The organism is Marivivens sp. ABH4_498, assembly GCF_056160585.1.
The window spans coordinates 17,493-34,302 of sequence record NZ_JBSWXL010000011.1; the positions used below are offsets into that span (position 1 = coordinate 17,493).

Annotated in this window: 16 protein-coding genes; 12 read left to right on the forward strand and 4 right to left on the reverse strand. The window is 56.6% G+C overall.

The window, feature by feature from the left end:
• Nucleotides 1-7: 7 nt before the first annotated feature.
• Complete coding sequence (locus tag ACXAGA_RS16080; protein WP_475118487.1) at nt 8-2,455, forward strand: beta-glucosidase; 2,448 nt, start codon at nt 8-10, stop codon at nt 2,453-2,455.
• Nucleotides 2,456-2,515: 60 nt separating this feature from the next.
• Here ACXAGA_RS16080 and ACXAGA_RS16085 read toward each other — a convergent pair whose 3' ends face one another.
• The 4 genes from ACXAGA_RS16085 to ACXAGA_RS16100 are packed head-to-tail and all read right to left on the reverse strand — an operon-like array spanning nt 2,516 to nt 6,284.
• Nucleotides 2,516-3,307, reverse strand: a complete 792-nt coding sequence (locus tag ACXAGA_RS16085) for a heme ABC transporter ATP-binding protein (protein ID WP_475118488.1) — start codon at nt 3,305-3,307, stop codon at nt 2,516-2,518.
• A complete protein-coding gene (locus ACXAGA_RS16090) occupies nt 3,307-4,389 on the reverse strand; it encodes a FecCD family ABC transporter permease (protein WP_475118489.1) in 1,083 nt (360 codons plus the stop codon). Before ACXAGA_RS16090 ends, ACXAGA_RS16085 begins: the two co-directional genes overlap by 1 nt.
• Before the next feature lie 2 nt (nt 4,390-4,391).
• A complete protein-coding gene (locus ACXAGA_RS16095) occupies nt 4,392-5,228 on the reverse strand; it encodes a heme/hemin ABC transporter substrate-binding protein (protein ID WP_475118490.1) in 837 nt (278 codons plus the stop codon).
• The gene (locus ACXAGA_RS16100; RefSeq protein ID WP_475118491.1) at nt 5,229-6,284 is read right to left on the reverse strand and encodes a hemin-degrading factor; all 1,056 of its coding nucleotides are present in this window, start codon (nt 6,282-6,284) and stop codon (nt 5,229-5,231) included.
• Nucleotides 6,285-6,523: 239 nt separating this feature from the next.
• Between ACXAGA_RS16100 and ACXAGA_RS16105 the strand changes: the two genes are divergently transcribed.
• The 11 genes from ACXAGA_RS16105 to ACXAGA_RS16155 all read left to right on the forward strand — a co-directional run bounded on the left by ACXAGA_RS16105 (nt 6,524) and on the right by ACXAGA_RS16155 (nt 16,739).
• Entirely contained in the window at nt 6,524-6,970 is a 447-nt protein-coding gene (locus ACXAGA_RS16105) for a hypothetical protein (RefSeq protein ID WP_475118492.1), read from the forward strand.
• Nucleotides 6,967-7,596 carry a MotA/TolQ/ExbB proton channel family protein gene (locus ACXAGA_RS16110; RefSeq protein WP_475118493.1) on the forward strand — a complete coding sequence of 210 codons (630 nt, stop codon included), beginning with the start codon at nt 6,967-6,969 and terminating at the stop codon, nt 7,594-7,596. Before ACXAGA_RS16105 ends, ACXAGA_RS16110 begins: the two co-directional genes overlap by 4 nt.
• A gap of 34 nt (nt 7,597-7,630) precedes the next feature.
• The gene (locus tag ACXAGA_RS16115) at nt 7,631-7,969 is read left to right on the forward strand and encodes a biopolymer transporter ExbD (RefSeq protein ID WP_475118494.1); all 339 of its coding nucleotides are present in this window, start codon (nt 7,631-7,633) and stop codon (nt 7,967-7,969) included.
• Nucleotides 7,969-8,361, forward strand: a complete 393-nt coding sequence (locus ACXAGA_RS16120; protein ID WP_475118495.1) for an ExbD/TolR family protein — start codon at nt 7,969-7,971, stop codon at nt 8,359-8,361. The genes ACXAGA_RS16115 and ACXAGA_RS16120 overlap by 1 nt, the downstream gene beginning before the upstream one ends.
• Nucleotides 8,358-9,131, forward strand: coding sequence for an energy transducer TonB family protein (locus tag ACXAGA_RS16125; RefSeq protein WP_475118496.1), 774 nt, complete (start codon nt 8,358-8,360; stop codon nt 9,129-9,131). The genes ACXAGA_RS16120 and ACXAGA_RS16125 overlap by 4 nt, the downstream gene beginning before the upstream one ends.
• 253 nt (nt 9,132-9,384) lie before the next feature.
• Nucleotides 9,385-11,400 (forward strand): TonB-dependent receptor domain-containing protein, encoded by a 2,016-nt coding sequence (locus ACXAGA_RS16130; protein ID WP_475118497.1) that lies wholly within the window; start codon nt 9,385-9,387, stop codon nt 11,398-11,400.
• A 61-nt stretch (nt 11,401-11,461) separates the two neighbouring features.
• A complete protein-coding gene (gene hmuQ / locus ACXAGA_RS16135; RefSeq protein ID WP_475118498.1) occupies nt 11,462-11,773 on the forward strand; it encodes a heme-degrading protein HmuQ in 312 nt (103 codons plus the stop codon).
• An 81-nt stretch (nt 11,774-11,854) separates the two neighbouring features.
• A complete protein-coding gene (locus tag ACXAGA_RS16140) occupies nt 11,855-12,814 on the forward strand; it encodes a sugar-binding transcriptional regulator (RefSeq protein WP_475118499.1) in 960 nt (319 codons plus the stop codon).
• Nucleotides 12,804-13,766 carry a deoxyribose-phosphate aldolase gene (deoC, locus tag ACXAGA_RS16145; protein ID WP_475118500.1) on the forward strand — a complete coding sequence of 321 codons (963 nt, stop codon included), beginning with the start codon at nt 12,804-12,806 and terminating at the stop codon, nt 13,764-13,766. Before ACXAGA_RS16140 ends, deoC begins: the two co-directional genes overlap by 11 nt.
• 11 nt (nt 13,767-13,777) lie before the next feature.
• The gene (locus tag ACXAGA_RS16150) at nt 13,778-16,135 is read left to right on the forward strand and encodes an aldehyde dehydrogenase family protein (RefSeq protein ID WP_475118501.1); all 2,358 of its coding nucleotides are present in this window, start codon (nt 13,778-13,780) and stop codon (nt 16,133-16,135) included.
• Nucleotides 16,136-16,232: 97 nt separating this feature from the next.
• Complete coding sequence (locus ACXAGA_RS16155; protein WP_475118502.1) at nt 16,233-16,739, forward strand: PhnA domain-containing protein; 507 nt, start codon at nt 16,233-16,235, stop codon at nt 16,737-16,739.
• Nucleotides 16,740-16,810 lie beyond the last annotated feature (71 nt).

Genomic DNA, 16,810 nt, shown 5'->3' on the forward strand with positions numbered 1-16,810 from the left:
GACGACTATGACCAAACCGACAATTGACGAACTTGTGGACCTGATGACGCTAGAGGAACAGGTATCTATCCTCTCTGGCGAAGATTTTTGGTCGACCCCTGCGGTCCCGCGTCTGGGTATCCAGAAAATGTATGTGACGGATGGCCCGAATGGCGCGCGCGGGGGCGGTTCGTTGATTGGCGGTGTGTCGGCGGCGGCTTTCCCTGTGGGCATTGCGCTGGGCGCCACATGGGATGTCGAACTGGCCGAAGACATCGGTCACGCCATCGCGGACGAGGTGAAATCCAAATCCGCTCATGTGTCGTTGGCGCCAACCGTGAACATCCACCGCAGCGTCACCAACGGTCGCAATTTCGAATGCTATTCCGAAGACCCCGAATTGGCCGCAGGCATGGCCGTTGGCTATATCAAAGGCCTGCAGAAAAATGGCGTGTCGGCGACGATCAAACACTATGCGGGCAATGAATCTGAAATTGAACGCACCACGATCAATTCGGACATCAGCGAACGGGCCCTGCGCGAGGTCTACCTACGCCCGTTCGAAGACGCGGTGAAAAAGGCGGGCACTTGGGGCATTATGTCGTCCTATAACAAAGTGAACGGCACCTATGCGGCTGAAAACACGTTCCTTTTGACCAAAGTCCTGCGCGAAGATTGGAAATACGACGGCATCGTGATGTCTGACTGGTTCGGGTCACGCTCGACCGAACCGACGGTGAATGCCGGTCTGGATCTGGAAATGCCCGGCCCAACCCGTGATCGCGGCGAAAAACTGGTTCAGGCCGTGAACGAAGGCCGCGTGAGCCGCGACACGATCCGCACCCGCGCGCTGAATATGCTGCGCCTGATGGAACGCTGCGGTTCGCTGTGGGACGACAAAGAATTCCACGAAATCGCCGACAATCGCCCCGAACATCGTGCCCTGATCCGCAAGGCAGGCGCGGCGGGTACCGTCATGCTGAAAAACGAAGGCAAATTGCCCCTGTCCAAATCGGCCAAGGTCGCGCTGATCGGCCCGAACGCCAAAGACGCGAAAATCATGGGCGGCGGGTCGGCGCAATTGAACCCGCATTACGTTGTTTCGCCGTTTGACGCGTTTTCGGACGTGTTGGGTGCGGGCAACGTCACCTTTGCCCAAGGCTGCACCAACCACCGCTGGGAACCTGTGCTGAGCGGCGATTTTTCGGTCGAATTCTATGACAACGTCAGCTTGGACGGATCGCCTGTTCACACCGATAAAATGGACGCGATCAACGCGTTCTGGATCCCGCCATTGGGCGGCGGTAAGGTCGATCCGGCGGCATTTTCGGCACGCATCATCGGCACCTACACCCCCACCGAAACCGCAGCGTTCAACATCGGCGCACATGCGGCGGGTTACTTCCGTATCTGGGTCGATGGCGAATTGGTCATCGACGCGTGGGGCGACAAATGGATCAAAGGGCGCACTTTCTTTGAAGAAGGCAATGACGAAGTCGTCGCTTCGGTCGATCTGACCGCGGGCAATGCCCACGACATCGTTGTCGAATTCGGGTCGAAAAAGGCGGACAACCTGAACTTTGGCGCGTTGCGCGTCGGTATTTCGCGTCCGCTGGGGGATGCGGACATTGCGCAGGCCGCAGAAACCGCAGCGGCGGCAGATGTGGCTGTGGTGTTTGTGGGACGTTCGGGCGAATGGGATACCGAAGGGTCCGATCTGGAAAATATCGCGCTACCTGGCCGTCAGGATGAATTGGTCGCTGCCGTTCTGAATGCGAACCCGAACACGGTCGTGGTGCTGCAAACGGGCGGCCCGATTGAGCTGCCTTGGATGCACGATGCGCCAGCGATCCTGCAATCGTGGTATCCGGGTCAGGAATGCGGAAATTCGATTGCGGATGTGGTGTTTGGCGACGTCGATCCATCGGGCCGTTTGCCGCAAACATTCCCTCAGCGCTGGAACGACAACCCGACATGGAGTCAAGACCCAGAAATTTACCCCGGTCTGAACGGCAAAGTCCGCTACGAAGAAGGCGTAATGATTGGCTATCGCCATTACATCAAAACGGGCATCAAACCGATGTTCCCGTTCGGCTTTGGCCTGTCTTATACCTCGTTTGAATTGTCGGAATTGTCGGCAGAGCCAACCGAAACAGGTGCGGTTGCCAACGTCACCGTTACGAATACAGGGGACCGTTCTGGAACCTCGGTGGTGCAGCTATATGTCGGCGACATCGAAGCATCAGTTGAACGCCCCGAACGCGAGCTGAAAGCGTATCAAAAGGTAACGCTAGAAGCAGGAGAGAGCCGAAGCGTCCGGTTTGACCTTGATCAGCGCGCATTCTGTTATTTTGATGATAGCGTAAAAAAATGGCGGATTGAGGGTGGTGAATTTTCAATTTCGGTAGGCCTTAATGCCGAAGAAATGGATCATACTGTTGAAATCGAAAAACAGGATGCCCTGTTGGATCTGTGATTTTCTGTAATGACTGCGGACGGCCATTGGTCGTCCGCAATGCAATCTGGGCGGATTTGCTTACCCCGCCTGATAGGCTGGAACGGCTTGCGGCAGGATATAGGGGATATTCGCGTCAACTGGCGGAGTGCTGATCTGCAAAGCACAACCATAGGCATCCGACAAATACGCGTTTGTTAAAACAGATTGGGGCCTGTCCTGACGTAAAATTTCACCGCCCCGCATCAGCGCAACACTGTCTGCAAACATCGCCGTCAGGTTTAGGTCGTGCATAACAGCAATGACACCGCCACCATTGTCGGCATAATCACGGGCGATGCGCATCACCTCTAACTGATGGCCGATATCCAGCGCAGAAACAGGTTCGTCCAATAGCAACCAGTTTGGGTGGTCATCCGTTTTGGGGTGCCACACCTGACATAACACGCGTGCCAATTGGCACCGTTGCTGTTCGCCGCCTGAGAGTTCGTTGTAGGTGCGGCCTTCGTACCCAGCCAGCCCAACCCGCGCCAACGCATGAAGCGCCAGAGATGGATTGGCACCGCCGCCGGCCTCTACGCCGATGCGCACGATTTCCATAACCGTAAAGGGAAACGCAATCGTGGTGGATTGAGGCAGGACGGCGCGACGTGCGGCCAATCCTGCTGGCGATAGATTGCGAATATTAGCACCATCCAGTGAAATGGCCCCAGTGCTGGGGATTTCGCCTGTGATTGCCTTTAGCAACGTGCTTTTCCCTGACCCATTCGGTCCGACAATTGCGGTAAGCGCGCCAGCCTTTGCAGAAAAGGACAAATCGTTGATGATGGTCTTTTGCCCGTATCGAACATTCAGGTGTGATGCGTTAAACATTATGCCTCCAACATGCCGCGATTGCGCAAGAGGATGTATAGGAAAAACGGGCCGCCCAATATTGCCGTGATGATGCCGATTGGCAGGTCTGAAGGCGCGACCGCAACCCGCGCGACCATATCGGCAATCAGCAAAATAATGGCGCCCAGCAATGCTGATGCAGGCAATAAATAGCGGTGGTCTGGCCCGATGCTGATCCGCAGCAGGTGCGGAACGACAATACCGACAAAACCGATCCCGCCCGAAATGGCAACAGCTGCGCCGGTCGCCCCTGCAACTGCCAAAATAGCGAAACGTTTCATGCGCTGCACATTGATCCCCATATGCATGGCGCTGGTTTCCCCCAGAGCCATCGCGTTCAATGCCCGCGCCAATGCAGGCGCGCTGATCAGCGCAACAAGGATCATAGGTGCCGCGACCCAAACTTTGGTCCATGTGGCTCCGGCAAGGGATCCCATGCCCCAAAACGTCAGGTCGCGCAGTTCTGAATCGTCCGCAATATAGATCAAGATGCCAGAAACCGCGCCGCTAAGCGCGCCGACCGCGATGCCGGCCAATAGCATAACTGCAACCGAAGTTCGGCCGCCCCGTGTTGACACCCGATACAATAGCAACGTCGTTGCCCATGCGCCGACGAACGCAGCAAACGGCACCAGCGATGGCCCGAAAGTCGCGGCCAGCTGTGCGGGCAAATACGACCCCAGTACGATCGCGATGATCGCGCCCAACGCGGCCCCAGACCCGACCCCAATCAGGCCAGGGTCGGCCAAAGGATTGCGAAACAGCCCTTGCATGATTGTACCCGAAACCGACAGAGCCGACCCGACCAGCACGCCCATCACCATACGAGGCATGCGGATGTCGAACAGAACAATGGTTTCGGTATGTGATAGGCCGATACCGTTGATAAACCGCGCCAGAATTTCCCAAATCGGTAACCCTGTTGCACCAACGCCCAGACTATTGATCGCCGTAAATACCAGCGCAATCGACAGCGCAATGGTGACAAACCGACCGCGCTGTTGCCGGTCGCCCGCAAAATGAGCGCCAAGTTTTGGGATGTTTTGGGAAATGTCGGCCATGATTAGTCTGTGTATAGTGCGGAGTTAACGGATTGGATCGCGTCACCTGTGCGCGGGCCAAATCCCAGCAACAACAGCCCATCAATACGCGCGATATTGCCTGTGTTTGCGGCGGGGGTTGTGCCCAAACCAACGTGCGCGATGATCTGTTCGTCGGTAATGGTGTGGCCGCCCGATTGCATCATTAGGATGAGATCAGGGGCAGCTTCGATAATGGCTTCGTTCGATACAGGTTTATAACCCTCAAAGGCGCTCATCGTATTTTGTCCCCCAGCCAGCGATATGATCGCGTCAGCGGATGTTTGTTGGCCAGCTGCCATGACACGGTCACCTTGGACCGACAGAACGAACAGGACCGATTTGGGGTCGTCATGCGCTGCGGTTTGCGCCGCCGCTTGCATATCTTCGGTGACTTGTGCTGCCAGTGTCGCGGCGGCTTCGCTTTGGTTTAGGGCATCGCCGATGATTGTGATTTTTTCGGCGACCGCTTCTGCGGTGTAACCCGTTGGCACTGTGACGTATTCAATTGACGCTTCTTTTAGAACGTCGATTGTCTCGATTGGGCCGCTGCCTTCTTCGGCAATGATCAGGGTTGGATCGACCGACAGAACGCCTTCGGGGGATAGGGCACGCATATAGCCGACGTCAGGCAATTGGCTGGCTTCGGCTGGGTAGGTTGACGTGGTGTCGCGCGCGACGATCAGGTCTGACTGGCCCAACGCATAGATAATTTCCGTGACGGTTCCGCCAATGGAAACGATCCGATGCTCTGGTTCTTGTGCCGTCGCGACAGATCCGAAGGCTGTCGCGGTGATGATGCTCAGAATGCGGGTAAACATTTATACGGTCTCTTTTTCTAAGGTCGGTAGGCCGGCGCAGAGCGCGGCAAATTTTTCGGTGAAATCGCCAGCGTCACTACGCATTCCGAAAATTTGCAGAATGATCGCGCCGTCTTTGTCAAAAGCTTCGATAGAATGTGCCATGCCGCGCCGCGTGGGTTTGTGCACCGCATAGACTTCGGCAATGTGATCCAGTCGCAGGTGCAAATTGAATTCGGGGTCCATTACATTTTGCCACGGGCCCATTTTGCGCAGGTTATGGATCGGGCCGCTGTGGATTTGGATGCAGCCGCGGTTTCCAACGAAAATCATGCTGGGCAGTTCTGTGGCGACCAGCTGTTCTAACGCCGTGTTCACAGCGTCAGTGTGCAATTGCTGCACGTATGGATCGCCAACGATGCGATAGGCACCCAGTCGGTTCATGCCCAGCTTTGATGTCAGGCGCAGGAACTGATGGGTGTCTGTCATCCGGTCCCATTCTTGGCGCAGGATTTCCAGTTTTGCAGTGTTGGATCTCGGCGCCTCTGTGGGGTGCCGTGTGGCCAGCGTCAGAGTGTCTGGTTGGTCATCGGTTGCCAGTTCTGCGGTCAGGCGTTCCAGTGCCGCAATGTCGGTGCCTTGCCGCGCGTGGATTTTGTGAACAGCATCGCCTGCAGCGTCAAAGATTTGGATCGAATGACGCACAGATTCATCGGTTTCGACCCGTACTGCAAAGGCGTGCACCCAGTGGGACGGGAACATGCGTAGATCAATCGCGCCGTTTAGCACCATCGAAGCGTGATCGCCCGCATGGTAATTGTCGTAAATCCCGTCCTTTTCATGAACGACCGATGCCGTGCGTGTTAGCGCCATGACAGGGCCCAATTCTTTTAGGCGCGGAATCAGAACATTTGGGTCAGCCGCAATTTTTGTAGCGCCGCCGACAGACACTTGCGCAGCAACCAATGCCGCTTCGCCAATGTTCAATGAATCGGCCAAATCGCGGGCGCGTTTTTTGGGATTGTCCAGAATGGCCTGCCGAATTTGTGCGGCGGTCAAAGTATTTGAATTGCCCATAGCGGCTCCTCTTATCTCGGGACCTCGCTATGCGGAAATTGCATTTGCTGGGGATGTTGAATTTTCTTGACTAAAATAATCGGAATTAGTAGGAGCGCAAGAATATTGTTGCAGGATATGCAATATTTGCCAGCGACCCGCGAGCCTCAGTTCGAAAACAACGTGATGTGCGGGGCGTTTATCCAATGGAAAACAAAACACTTTTTCAATGCGGTTGGGTGGGCGCACAGCCGAATTTTATGACCAAATCATTTAGCGTATTTGCAATGGCCGCAGTGGTCGCGTTCACTGCGATTCCAGCAAATGCGCAAAATGTCCCGGCAGGTTCATCAGAACCTGCCGGGGTTTTAATCGAACTGAATGGCGCAGCAGAGGTGGACGGCGCCTGCCGCATTTCATTGATGGCGACCAATAATTCCGCAGCCGATATCAACGACATGACATTGGAAACCGTGTTGTTCCGTCAATCAGGCGAGGTAGACCGCCTAACGCTGTTCAATCTGGAAACTTTGCCTTTGGGTCGGCCACGTGTTCGGCAATTTGATATTGCTGGTCTGGCTTGTTCCGACCTGTCGCAAATTCTGATCAACGGCGTGTCCACCTGCGAAGGAGAAGGCGTAACACCCGCCATTTGCAGCGATTTGCTGTCTTTGACCTCGCGTATCGATTTGGGGCTGATCGGATGATTCAGGCGGTTTGGGCAGGCGTCATCGCCGTTTATGAATTGGGCGGTCCCGTTATCGCAATTTTGCTGGGCCTGTCCGTTATTTCGATTGCGACAATCCTATGGAAACTATGGCAGTTTTGGCATCTAGGCGTCGGGCGGCATACCGCCATTCGCGCGGGGTTGCGTCTGTGTGATACAGGCGATTTTCAGGATGCGACCGCTGTTTTCAATCAATCGCCTAACAGATTGGGGCCCGTTTTCGCGGACAGCGCAGCGCATCGCGCGGATCAGTCCCAATCCCGAACCGAAACCGAAGCCGACAGTGTTATCACGCGGTTGGAAAGCGGTTTCAAATTGCTGGACAGCATTGCGCAAGTGTCCCCTTTGCTGGGGTTGTTCGGCACGGTTTTGGGCATGATTGATGCCTTTCAGGCGATGCAGCAGGCGGGGGCGAATGTTGATCCTGCGCTGTTGGCCGGCGGTATTTGGGTGGCACTGTTGACGACGGCGGCTGGGTTGGCCGTGGCGATCCCAACAACTTTGGTGCTGACCTTTTTCGAAACCCGTGTGGCCATAGAACGGTCCATCGCGATTTTGGGGATTGAAACGATCTATTCGCCAAAGGGTGAACGGGATGCCGCTTAGGTCTGGCACACATGGGCGTCGGCGCGCGCTGTCTATGACATCGCTGATTGATGTCATTTTCCTGCTGCTGTTGTTCTTTATGCTAAGTTCGACCTTTACGCGGTTTTCAGAAATTCCGCTGACAGCGGCGTCAGCTGGTACAGGAGCGGCAACGGCGCCGCCCCTTTTTTTGCAATTGGGGTCCGAGGATCTACGCCTAAATGGCGCGCGGATCGACATGTCGAATTTAATTGAACAGGCCGATCAGTTCCTAAGGCAGGGCGACCGCCAGGTTCTGGTCGCGCTGGGCACAGGCGTGTCGTCCCAAAGATTGGTTGACCTGATGGTGCAACTGGCTTTGCGGCCCGAATTATCCGTCACGGTGCTACAGTAATGGCCCTGCGTCAGCGCATAACACGTCAAAGGCAAGAGCCGACCATTGCCCTGATCAACATCGTATTTTTGATGCTGGTCTTTTTCTTGGTTGCGGGGACCATTTCGGCGACACAATCGGGTGAAGTGAACCTGATTACAGTCGCGGATATGGTGGGTCAGCAACCAGCCGATGCAGTCGTGATACATGCCGATGGGTCGATTTACCTGCGCGGTGAACCCGTCGATATGACGTCTGCGATTTTGGCATTGGGATATGGCGCTGGCGATGTGTTGCGATTGATGCCGGATCGGGATTTGCCTGCGCAGGATTTGGTGCGCATCGCCGGTGAATTCGCACAATCCGGCGCCGAAAATATTGTGGTAGTGACAGAGCGAGGGACATCGCGATGAAAAATGTCATTGCCGCAGTCTGCGCGGCAACGATTTCGGTTGTGGCGCATGGCGTCGGCCTGATGCGGGATCAGGTCGACGCTATTGAGCCGCCAGCAGCCGCGCCGCCTAGGCAGGTTCAGTTGGGCAATCATTTTGAAAGCCTGACAATGGGGGCTGTATCGGCCGTCGAACCGGTCGCAGCCGCGACGCCGCCCGCCAGTAGCCTTGCTGCCACGGTAACGCCGACGGTGACGCCGACCTACGCCGCCCAAACGGCGGTATCGCCCACGACGCTAGACCCTATTGACCCTGTGCGCGAACAAACGGCGCTGACGGCGGTCGAAACGGGCCCGCGTCCGATCGTGCGTCCCGAAAATTTGCGCCCGCCGCAGCAACAAGTGACGCAAGGCGGCGCGCAGCAAAATACCGTTGCAGGTGCGCAAAGGGCGACAACAGCGGCGCAAACCACGACAGCCGCGCCATCAGGTCAAGGCGCCGAAGAAACCGCAGTCGTGACCACCAACAGCCGTGCCGCGCGAAATTACGGTAATGTAGTCATGCGTAAAATCAGTCGAACGCGGCGGGTTTCAACGGGGCTTCGGGGGCGGACCTTGGTGGCTTTTGCAATTGGCGGGACGGGCGCATTGGATAGCGTTTCTGTGGCCCAATCGTCGGGAAATGCCGAACTGGACAATCTGGCCGTCGATCACATTCGCCGCGCCGCCCCATTCGATCCACCCCCACAAGGGGCGGAGCGACGGTTTTCTGTCGTCATCGAAGGTAGATAGACCGCTTTGCTGGCCCTTATGGATACAAAGTAAACAAATTTCTAATTTGTTGCTACATCAATAGTTGACTCTTTTAGTCAATTGATACAATCCGTCTACATCGCCAGCCACAGGTCGCGCCAACGCATTCCCGAGCGCGCCGTGCAAGCAATCTTTGATTTCACAGCTGATACCTGACCGAACCCAATTGGGTTCGGTTGGATTTTCGCAGCGCATCTAATCCGGTGATGGGGCCGGAGGGTTGGGATATACAATGTACCTTCGTAATAAATTGGTCAGCACGACCGCTATGGCACTGGGGTTGGCGTTCGTTGCAATGCCGATGAACGCTCAGACGGTAGAAGACACAACGCTGCTGGGACGCGTCATTCTGGGGTATGCAGATGATGGCACGCCTATCACCGCAGGCGAAAATTCGACGGGTTTGGATTCTGATGATCTGGCCGCGCAGGGCGGTGCATCTTCGGTTGATACGGTTTTGCGCCAGCAAACATCGGTCTACACGCAGCTTGATCCATCTAACCCAGGTGTCGCAGTCAATATTCGCGGGTTCGAAGGGTCGGGCCGTGTCGCAATGTCGGTCGATGGCGTGCCTCAGAACTACCGCTTTACCGGCCACGCGGGCATGGGGTTTTCCTACTTTGATGAAAACCTGTTGGCAGGCATCGAAATTAGCCGCGGCGCACAAACGACGGCAGGCGGCACCGGTATCGCAGGGTCGGTAGATTTCCGCACCTTGTCCGCGACGGACGTTGTCGACGGCACCGGCTTTGGCGGCATCAGCCGTTTTAGCTATGGCGAAAACGGCGAAAACTTTAGCCGTATGGTTGGCGTGGGTTATGTCGACGACACCTTCGAAGCCTTGGCCGCCTTTAGTTTAAATAACGAAGAAAACTATACCGACGGTTCGGGCGAAGAGATCGCGAATACGTGGGAAGATACTGAATCTGGCCTGTTGAAATTCGCCTATCATCTGGACGGCGCGCAATCGCTATCGTTTTCGGCAATGCGGTATCAATCGACCTTCGCCGCAAACAGCTATGAACAGGACCTGACCAACGATATTTATACGCTGGGCTACGATCTGGATACGGCGGACGGAATTTGGGATCTGGACGTCAACGCCTATGTCGGCACCACTGCGACTGAATATACGTCCTATGCGGGAACATCGGCATGGGGTGGTTCGTATGTTGGCCGCCAAATGGAGACCAAGACTGTTGGTTTTGATGTGACGAACATCAGCGAAGGGACTTTGGGCAACTGGGATCTGGTGTCGATCAACGGTCTAGAGTTTTCGCGCGACGAACTGAATGGCGCGTCTTCGGGTGTGAACCCGAACCAAGGTACAGCAATACGCGCCGCGATCTTTAGCGAAAATATCCTGACCCAAGGCGATTGGGAGGTCACCGCAGGCCTGCGTGCGCTGCAGTACGGCCAAGAAGGCACGACCGAAAGCGGCGATGTCGATATCGACTTCAGTGGTGTCGATCCAAAACTGACGATCGCATATCAGGTGAACGATTGGTTCCAACCTTATGCAACGGCATCACGGGCGACGCGCATGCCAACGGCACAAGAATCCATGCTGGGCGGAAATGCGCACGGCAGTTCCACGGCATTCATCGCCAACCCTGAACTGGAACCAGAGGTATCGACCGGTTACGAGATCGGTTTCAACGTCGAACGTTTTGGTTTGTTCACGGACAACGACCAGCTGTCTGGCCGCGTGAATTACTATAACATGGACGTCGAAAACTACATTTTGGCCAGCTATCCCTCGACCTTCACTAACAGCTTTGGTGAAACGGGCTTTGCCTTTGTGAACGTTGACGGTGTTTCGCAAACCAGCGGCCTAGAGGTCGAACTGAACTACATCGTCGGCGCGTTCGATTTTGGTCTGTCCTACACCAAAAACGATTCTGATATGCCGACACAGGTTGCCGGTTTGGGATCGGTGCAGTTCCTTCCTGAACAAACCGCCAGCCTGCGCGTTGCCGCGCATTTGATGGACGACGCCCTGACCGTTGGCGGGCAGTATCACTATGTGTCGGGCGGCAAATACGCGTCGACCTATTCCACCACGGTTTCGGAAACCAACGAAGGTTACGAACTGGTCGATCTATTCGCGGAATATCAGGTCAGCGATGCGTTTTCGGTGAACACCAAAGTCACGAACGTGTTCGACACGACTTATACGCCTTGGTTGTCCAGCGGCACCTCGGGCGAAGGTCGTAACGTCTATCTGGGCGGCGAAATCAAATTCTAATTTTTTTAGGGCGCGGCCAATTTGGTCGCGCCTTTTAGCAACGTGAATAAAGGAGCAAATTATGTATCTTGCCATGAACAGGTTTCAGGTCCCCGTCGAAAATGCTGATGATTTCGAACAGGTTTGGCTGAACCGCGATAGCCAGTTGAAAGAACTAGAGGGCTTTGTGGAATTCCACATGCTGAAAGGCGCCGAGGAGGATGGCATTCGCCTGTATGCGTCCCACACCGTTTGGGAAACCGAAGAACATTTCATCGCCTGGACCCGCAGCGAACAATTCCGCGCGGCGCACAAACGCGCGCCGGGTTCGAAACCGCTGCACAGTGGTCACCCGAAATTCGAAGGTTTCGCCGCGATCCAGCATATCGCGTGACGTAAAACGGTTCTGCTGTTGACAGATGTGACCCAAATGCACAATTGTGAAAACTGTTCACAATTGTGATTGGATCAAACAATGGCAGAGCCGGATCGCGCCGGCAGTAGACTCCCGATCGAGGATGCTGCCCGCGAACAACTGATGGTGCGCATCGCGCGGATGGCGTTCCTGCAGGACGCCACCCAGACCGAAATCGCACGCGCCACGGGCCTGAACCGTTGGCAAGTCAGCCGCCTATTGGCCGAGGCGCGGGACACAGGGATCGTGCAAATCCGCATTGTCCCGAAATCTGGCCGCATGCCCGACCTGGAATACGCGCTGCAGCAGCGTTTTGGTTTGTCAGACGTGGTGATCTGCGCGGATGAAACGGGCGTCGCACCTGCGGCGGGTCAATATATCGCGACACTGACGCCCGCGCGTCTGGGTGTATCATGGGGCCGCACGATGGGGGCCGTGGCGCAGGCGGTCCCGTCGGGTTGGGCCAACGGGGTCGAGGTCGTCCAGATCAACGGCACCGTCCCGCCCATTCCCCAAGAAAAACACCACAACGATGTGGCGTCGACCATCGCCGAAAAAGGCGCTGGGCAGTTTGTACCGCTGCCTGTCCCCGCGATCGTCGGTGCTGCTGAAACGCGCCAAGTGTTGGAACAGGACCGCATTGTGCGCAACGTGATCGAACGGGCGCGGTCGGCGGATTGTCTGATGTTTTCGATGGGCGCTTTGGTCGGATCGGCCTTATTAGAGTCTGGAAATATCGAACCTGATGAACATGCAGCACTGGTTGCGGCAGGTGCTGTTGGGGACATTTTGGGCCGGTTTGTGGATGCGCAGGGGCAGGTCGTGGATCACGCTCTGGACGCCCGCACCATCGGATTGGAATTTGACGACCTACGCGGGGCCGAACGGGCCATCGCCGTGGCGTCGGGAACAGAAAAACAGAAAATCGTACTGGCAGCGTTGCGCGCAGGGGTGGTCAAAACTCTGATCACGGATGCGGGCATCGCGGCCTATGTGTTGGAGCATGAAGATGACAACTAATGGATTTCCACGCAACGCGGGGTGCCCTCTGGACCCCACGATGTTCGAAGGCCACGCGGTAAACCTGTCCGCCGCTGAACGCCGCGCAGCGACTTTGGGCACGCGCCGTTCGGTGAAAAAGGCGCATCAGGCGGCGTGGCTGGTTAACGCGATCAAAATGATCGACCTGACAACGCTGGCGGGTGACGACACCAAAGAACGGGTTCAACGTTTGTGCGCCAAAGCGGCTCAGCCTCTGGCCCCGCATTTAAAATCCGCGCTGGGGTTGGACGACGTGCGCCTGACCACCGGCGCGGTCTGTGTCTATCCCACGATGGTTGGCCACGCGGTTCAGGCGTTAGAAGGCACTGATATTCCCGTGGCATCGGTTGCGACGGGGTTTCCTGCTGGCCTGACGCCTCTGCCCCTGCGGATCGAAGAAATCAAATATGCCGTGGCCGAAGGCGCGCATGAAATTGACATCGTCATCACCCGCGAACACGTGCTGAAAGAAAACTGGTCCGCGCTATACGATGAAATCGCGATGATGCGCGAAGCCTGCGGTGATGCGCACCTAAAGGCGATCCTTGCCACGGGCGAATTGCGCACGCTGCGAAACGTTTATGCAGCATCGATGGTCGCCATGCAGGCAGGTGCCGATTTCATCAAAACATCGACGGGCAAAGAAGGCGTGAACGCCACCTTGCCTGTGTCGCTGACCATGGTGCGTGCGCTGCGCGACTATGGCGCGGAAACGGGGTTCAAAATCGGGTTCAAACCCGCTGGCGGCATCAAATCCGCGAAAGAGTCCATCGCCTGGCAAATCCTGATGAAAGAGGAAATGGGCCGCGATTGGCTGAACCCTGATCTGTTCCGTTTCGGGGCGTCGTCCATGCTGGGCGATATTGAACGCCAGATCGAACACTATGTAACGGGCCGGTATTCGGCCGCCAACCGCCACGCAATCGCGTAAGGGGCAGGGCTATGACGGATATTATTTCACTAATGGATGCAATGGATTACGGCGTGGCACCAGAGGATACAAAGATCGTTGATCAATGGCTGGCGGATCATCAGGACGGTTTCGGCCATTTCATCGATGGCGCGTTTACCGCCGTGGGACAAACGTTTGATGTGTCGAACCCAGCAACAGGCGCGAAAATCGCGCGCGTGACCCAAGGCACCGCAGCAGATGTTGACGCAGCTGTTGCCGCCGCCCGCAAGGCACAGCCGAAATGGGCGAAATTGTCGGGGCATGAACGCGCGAAATATCTATACGCAATGGCGCGTCACGTGCAGCAACACGCGCGTTTTTTGGCGGTGCTGGAAACCATCGACAACGGCAAACCGATCCGCGAAACCCGCGACATCGACATCCCACTGGTCGCGCGGCATTTCTATCACCACGCGGGCTGGGCCGAAATTCTGGCGGATGAATTCCCCAATGCCGAACCTGTGGGCGTGTGCGGTCAGGTGATCCCGTGGAATTTCCCGCTGTTGATGCTGGCATGGAAAATCGCGCCAGCGCTTGCGGCGGGTAACACCGTTGTTCTGAAACCTGCGGAATATACCCCGCTGACCGCGCTGGCCTTTGCGCAGATCGCGGCGGAATGCGGATTGCCCAAAGGCGTGTTGAATATCGTCACAGGCGACGGCGCAACGGGCGCGGCGATTGCGGGTCATGACGGCGTGGACAAAGTCGCCTTTACCGGATCGACCGAGGTAGGCCGCATCATCCGCGAACAAACCGCAGGTTCGGGCAAAGGTCTGACGCTGGAATTGGGCGGGAAGTCCCCGTTCATCGTGTTTGCTGACGCTGATCTGGATGCCGCCGTCGAAGGCGTGGTTGATGCGATCTGGTTCAATCAGGGCCAAGTCTGCTGCGCGGGGTCGCGTATTCTGGTGGCTGAATCTGTGGCGCCGAAATTTGAATCGCTGCTGAAAACGCGGATGGCGAAACTGCGGGTCGGTGATCCGCTGGACAAAAACACGGATATGGGCGCCATCGTTGACCCTGTTCAGCGTGACCGCATCGCGCAATTGGTCGAACAGGGCCGCGCAACGGGCGTTGATGTGCATCAGGCCACCGCGCCGAACGGGTGTTTCTATGCCCCGACACTGATCACAGGCGTTGATCCTGCGTCCTCATTGTGGAGCGAGGAAATCTTTGGCCCTGTTGTCACGATGACCACATTCCGCACGGTAGATGACGCTTTGGCATTGGCGAATAATTCGCGCTATGGGCTGGCGGCTTCGGTCTGGTCGGAAAACATCAACCTGTGTCTGGACACCGCGGCCAAGGTCAAAGCGGGCGTTGTCTGGATCAATGCGACCAACCTGTTCGATGCCGCCGCAGGGTTCGGCGGATATCGCGAAAGCGGTTATGGCCGCGAAGGTGGCCGCGAAGGCATGTTGGCCTATCTGAAAACGCCATTGGCAAAACAGGGCAAGGCAGAGCCGACCCCCGCAGCCCCGCAGGCCGCCGTTGGGGTGGGCGTCAGCGATGACATCGACCGCACGGCGAAACTGTACGTCGGCGGCAAACAGGCGCGTCCGGACAGCGGGTATTCCTACGCGGTAAACGGTCCCAAAGGTCCTGTTGGTCTGGCGCCATTGGGCAGCCGCAAAGATATCCGCAACGCGGTCGAAGCTGCGACCAAAGCCAGCGGTTGGGGCAAAGCAACAGGCCATAACCGCGCGCAGGTTCTGTATTACATTGGCGAAAACCTATCCGCCCGCGCGGCCGAATTCGAATCCCGCCTGATCGCCTTGGGCCAATCCAAAGCCGCCGCAAAGGCAGAGGTGGAAACGACTATCCGCCGCTGTTTCTGGTACGCGGCGCAGGCCGATAAATTCGACGGCCAAGTGCATTCGACTACGGGCCGCATGGTGACGATCGCGATGAACGAACCGCTGGGCGTTGTTGGCGCGGTGGCCCCTGACGCTGCGCCGCTGCTGGGGCTGATGTCGCTGATTTTGCCAGCGATCGCCTTGGGCAATGCGGTGGTGGCTGTGGCGTCGCAATCGCATCCATTGGCGGCGACGGATTTGTATCAGGTGCTGGAAACCTCGGACGTGCCTGCGGGCGTCGTAAACATTATTACGGGTCCGCGCGACGATCTGGCGAAAACACTGGCACAGCACGATAATGTCGACGCTGTTTGGTATTTCGGCAGCACCGATGGTTGCGCGATGGTTGAGGCTGCTAGCACCGGAAACCTGAAACAAACATGGACCGAAGTTGCGGGCGTTCGCGATTTCGCGGGGCCAGACGGGCAGGGGAAACAGTTCCTATCGCGTGCGTCTCAGGTGAAAAATATCTGGGTGCCATACGGCGAATAAACGAATAGGGGCCAGCTGTCGCAGCTGGCCCTTTTCACTCGCAATCTGACGAACAGGGGCGTAAGGCACGGGCAACCAATTGATAGGAATCTGCCTTATGACCTGCGCTTTGTGCTCTGCCGATGCCCCGCTGAACGAATTTCCTGTGTCGGGCGGCCCATCGGGTGCGGTGATCCAGATTTGCGAGACCTGTGCCGATCAGATCAACAGCACGCCTGACGCGAACCACTGGCGTTGCCTTGCTTCGGCCATGTGGAGCGAAGAGCCAGCCGTGCAGGTGGTCGCCGCACGCATGTTGGATAAACTGAGCGACGAACCATGGGCGCGTGATCTGGCGGATCAGCTGTATCTGGACGACGAAACCCGCGCGTGGGCCGATAACGTGGAAAAACAGATTCATTTCGATTCCAACGGCGCGCCATTGTCGTCCGGCGATACCGTCGTTCTGATCAAAGACCTGCCCGTCAAAGGCGGCGGGTTCACGGCGAAACGGGGCACTGCCGTGCATCGCATCAGTGTGGTGCCTGACGTCCCCACCCAAATCGAAGGCCGTGTCGAAGGTCAGCGCATCGTGATTCTAACCGAGTTCGTCAAAAAACGATAAGCGCCCACCCATTATCCCGACAAAAACAATCAACAACACGTTGAAATCTTTGATTTCAGCGGGTTGTGCTG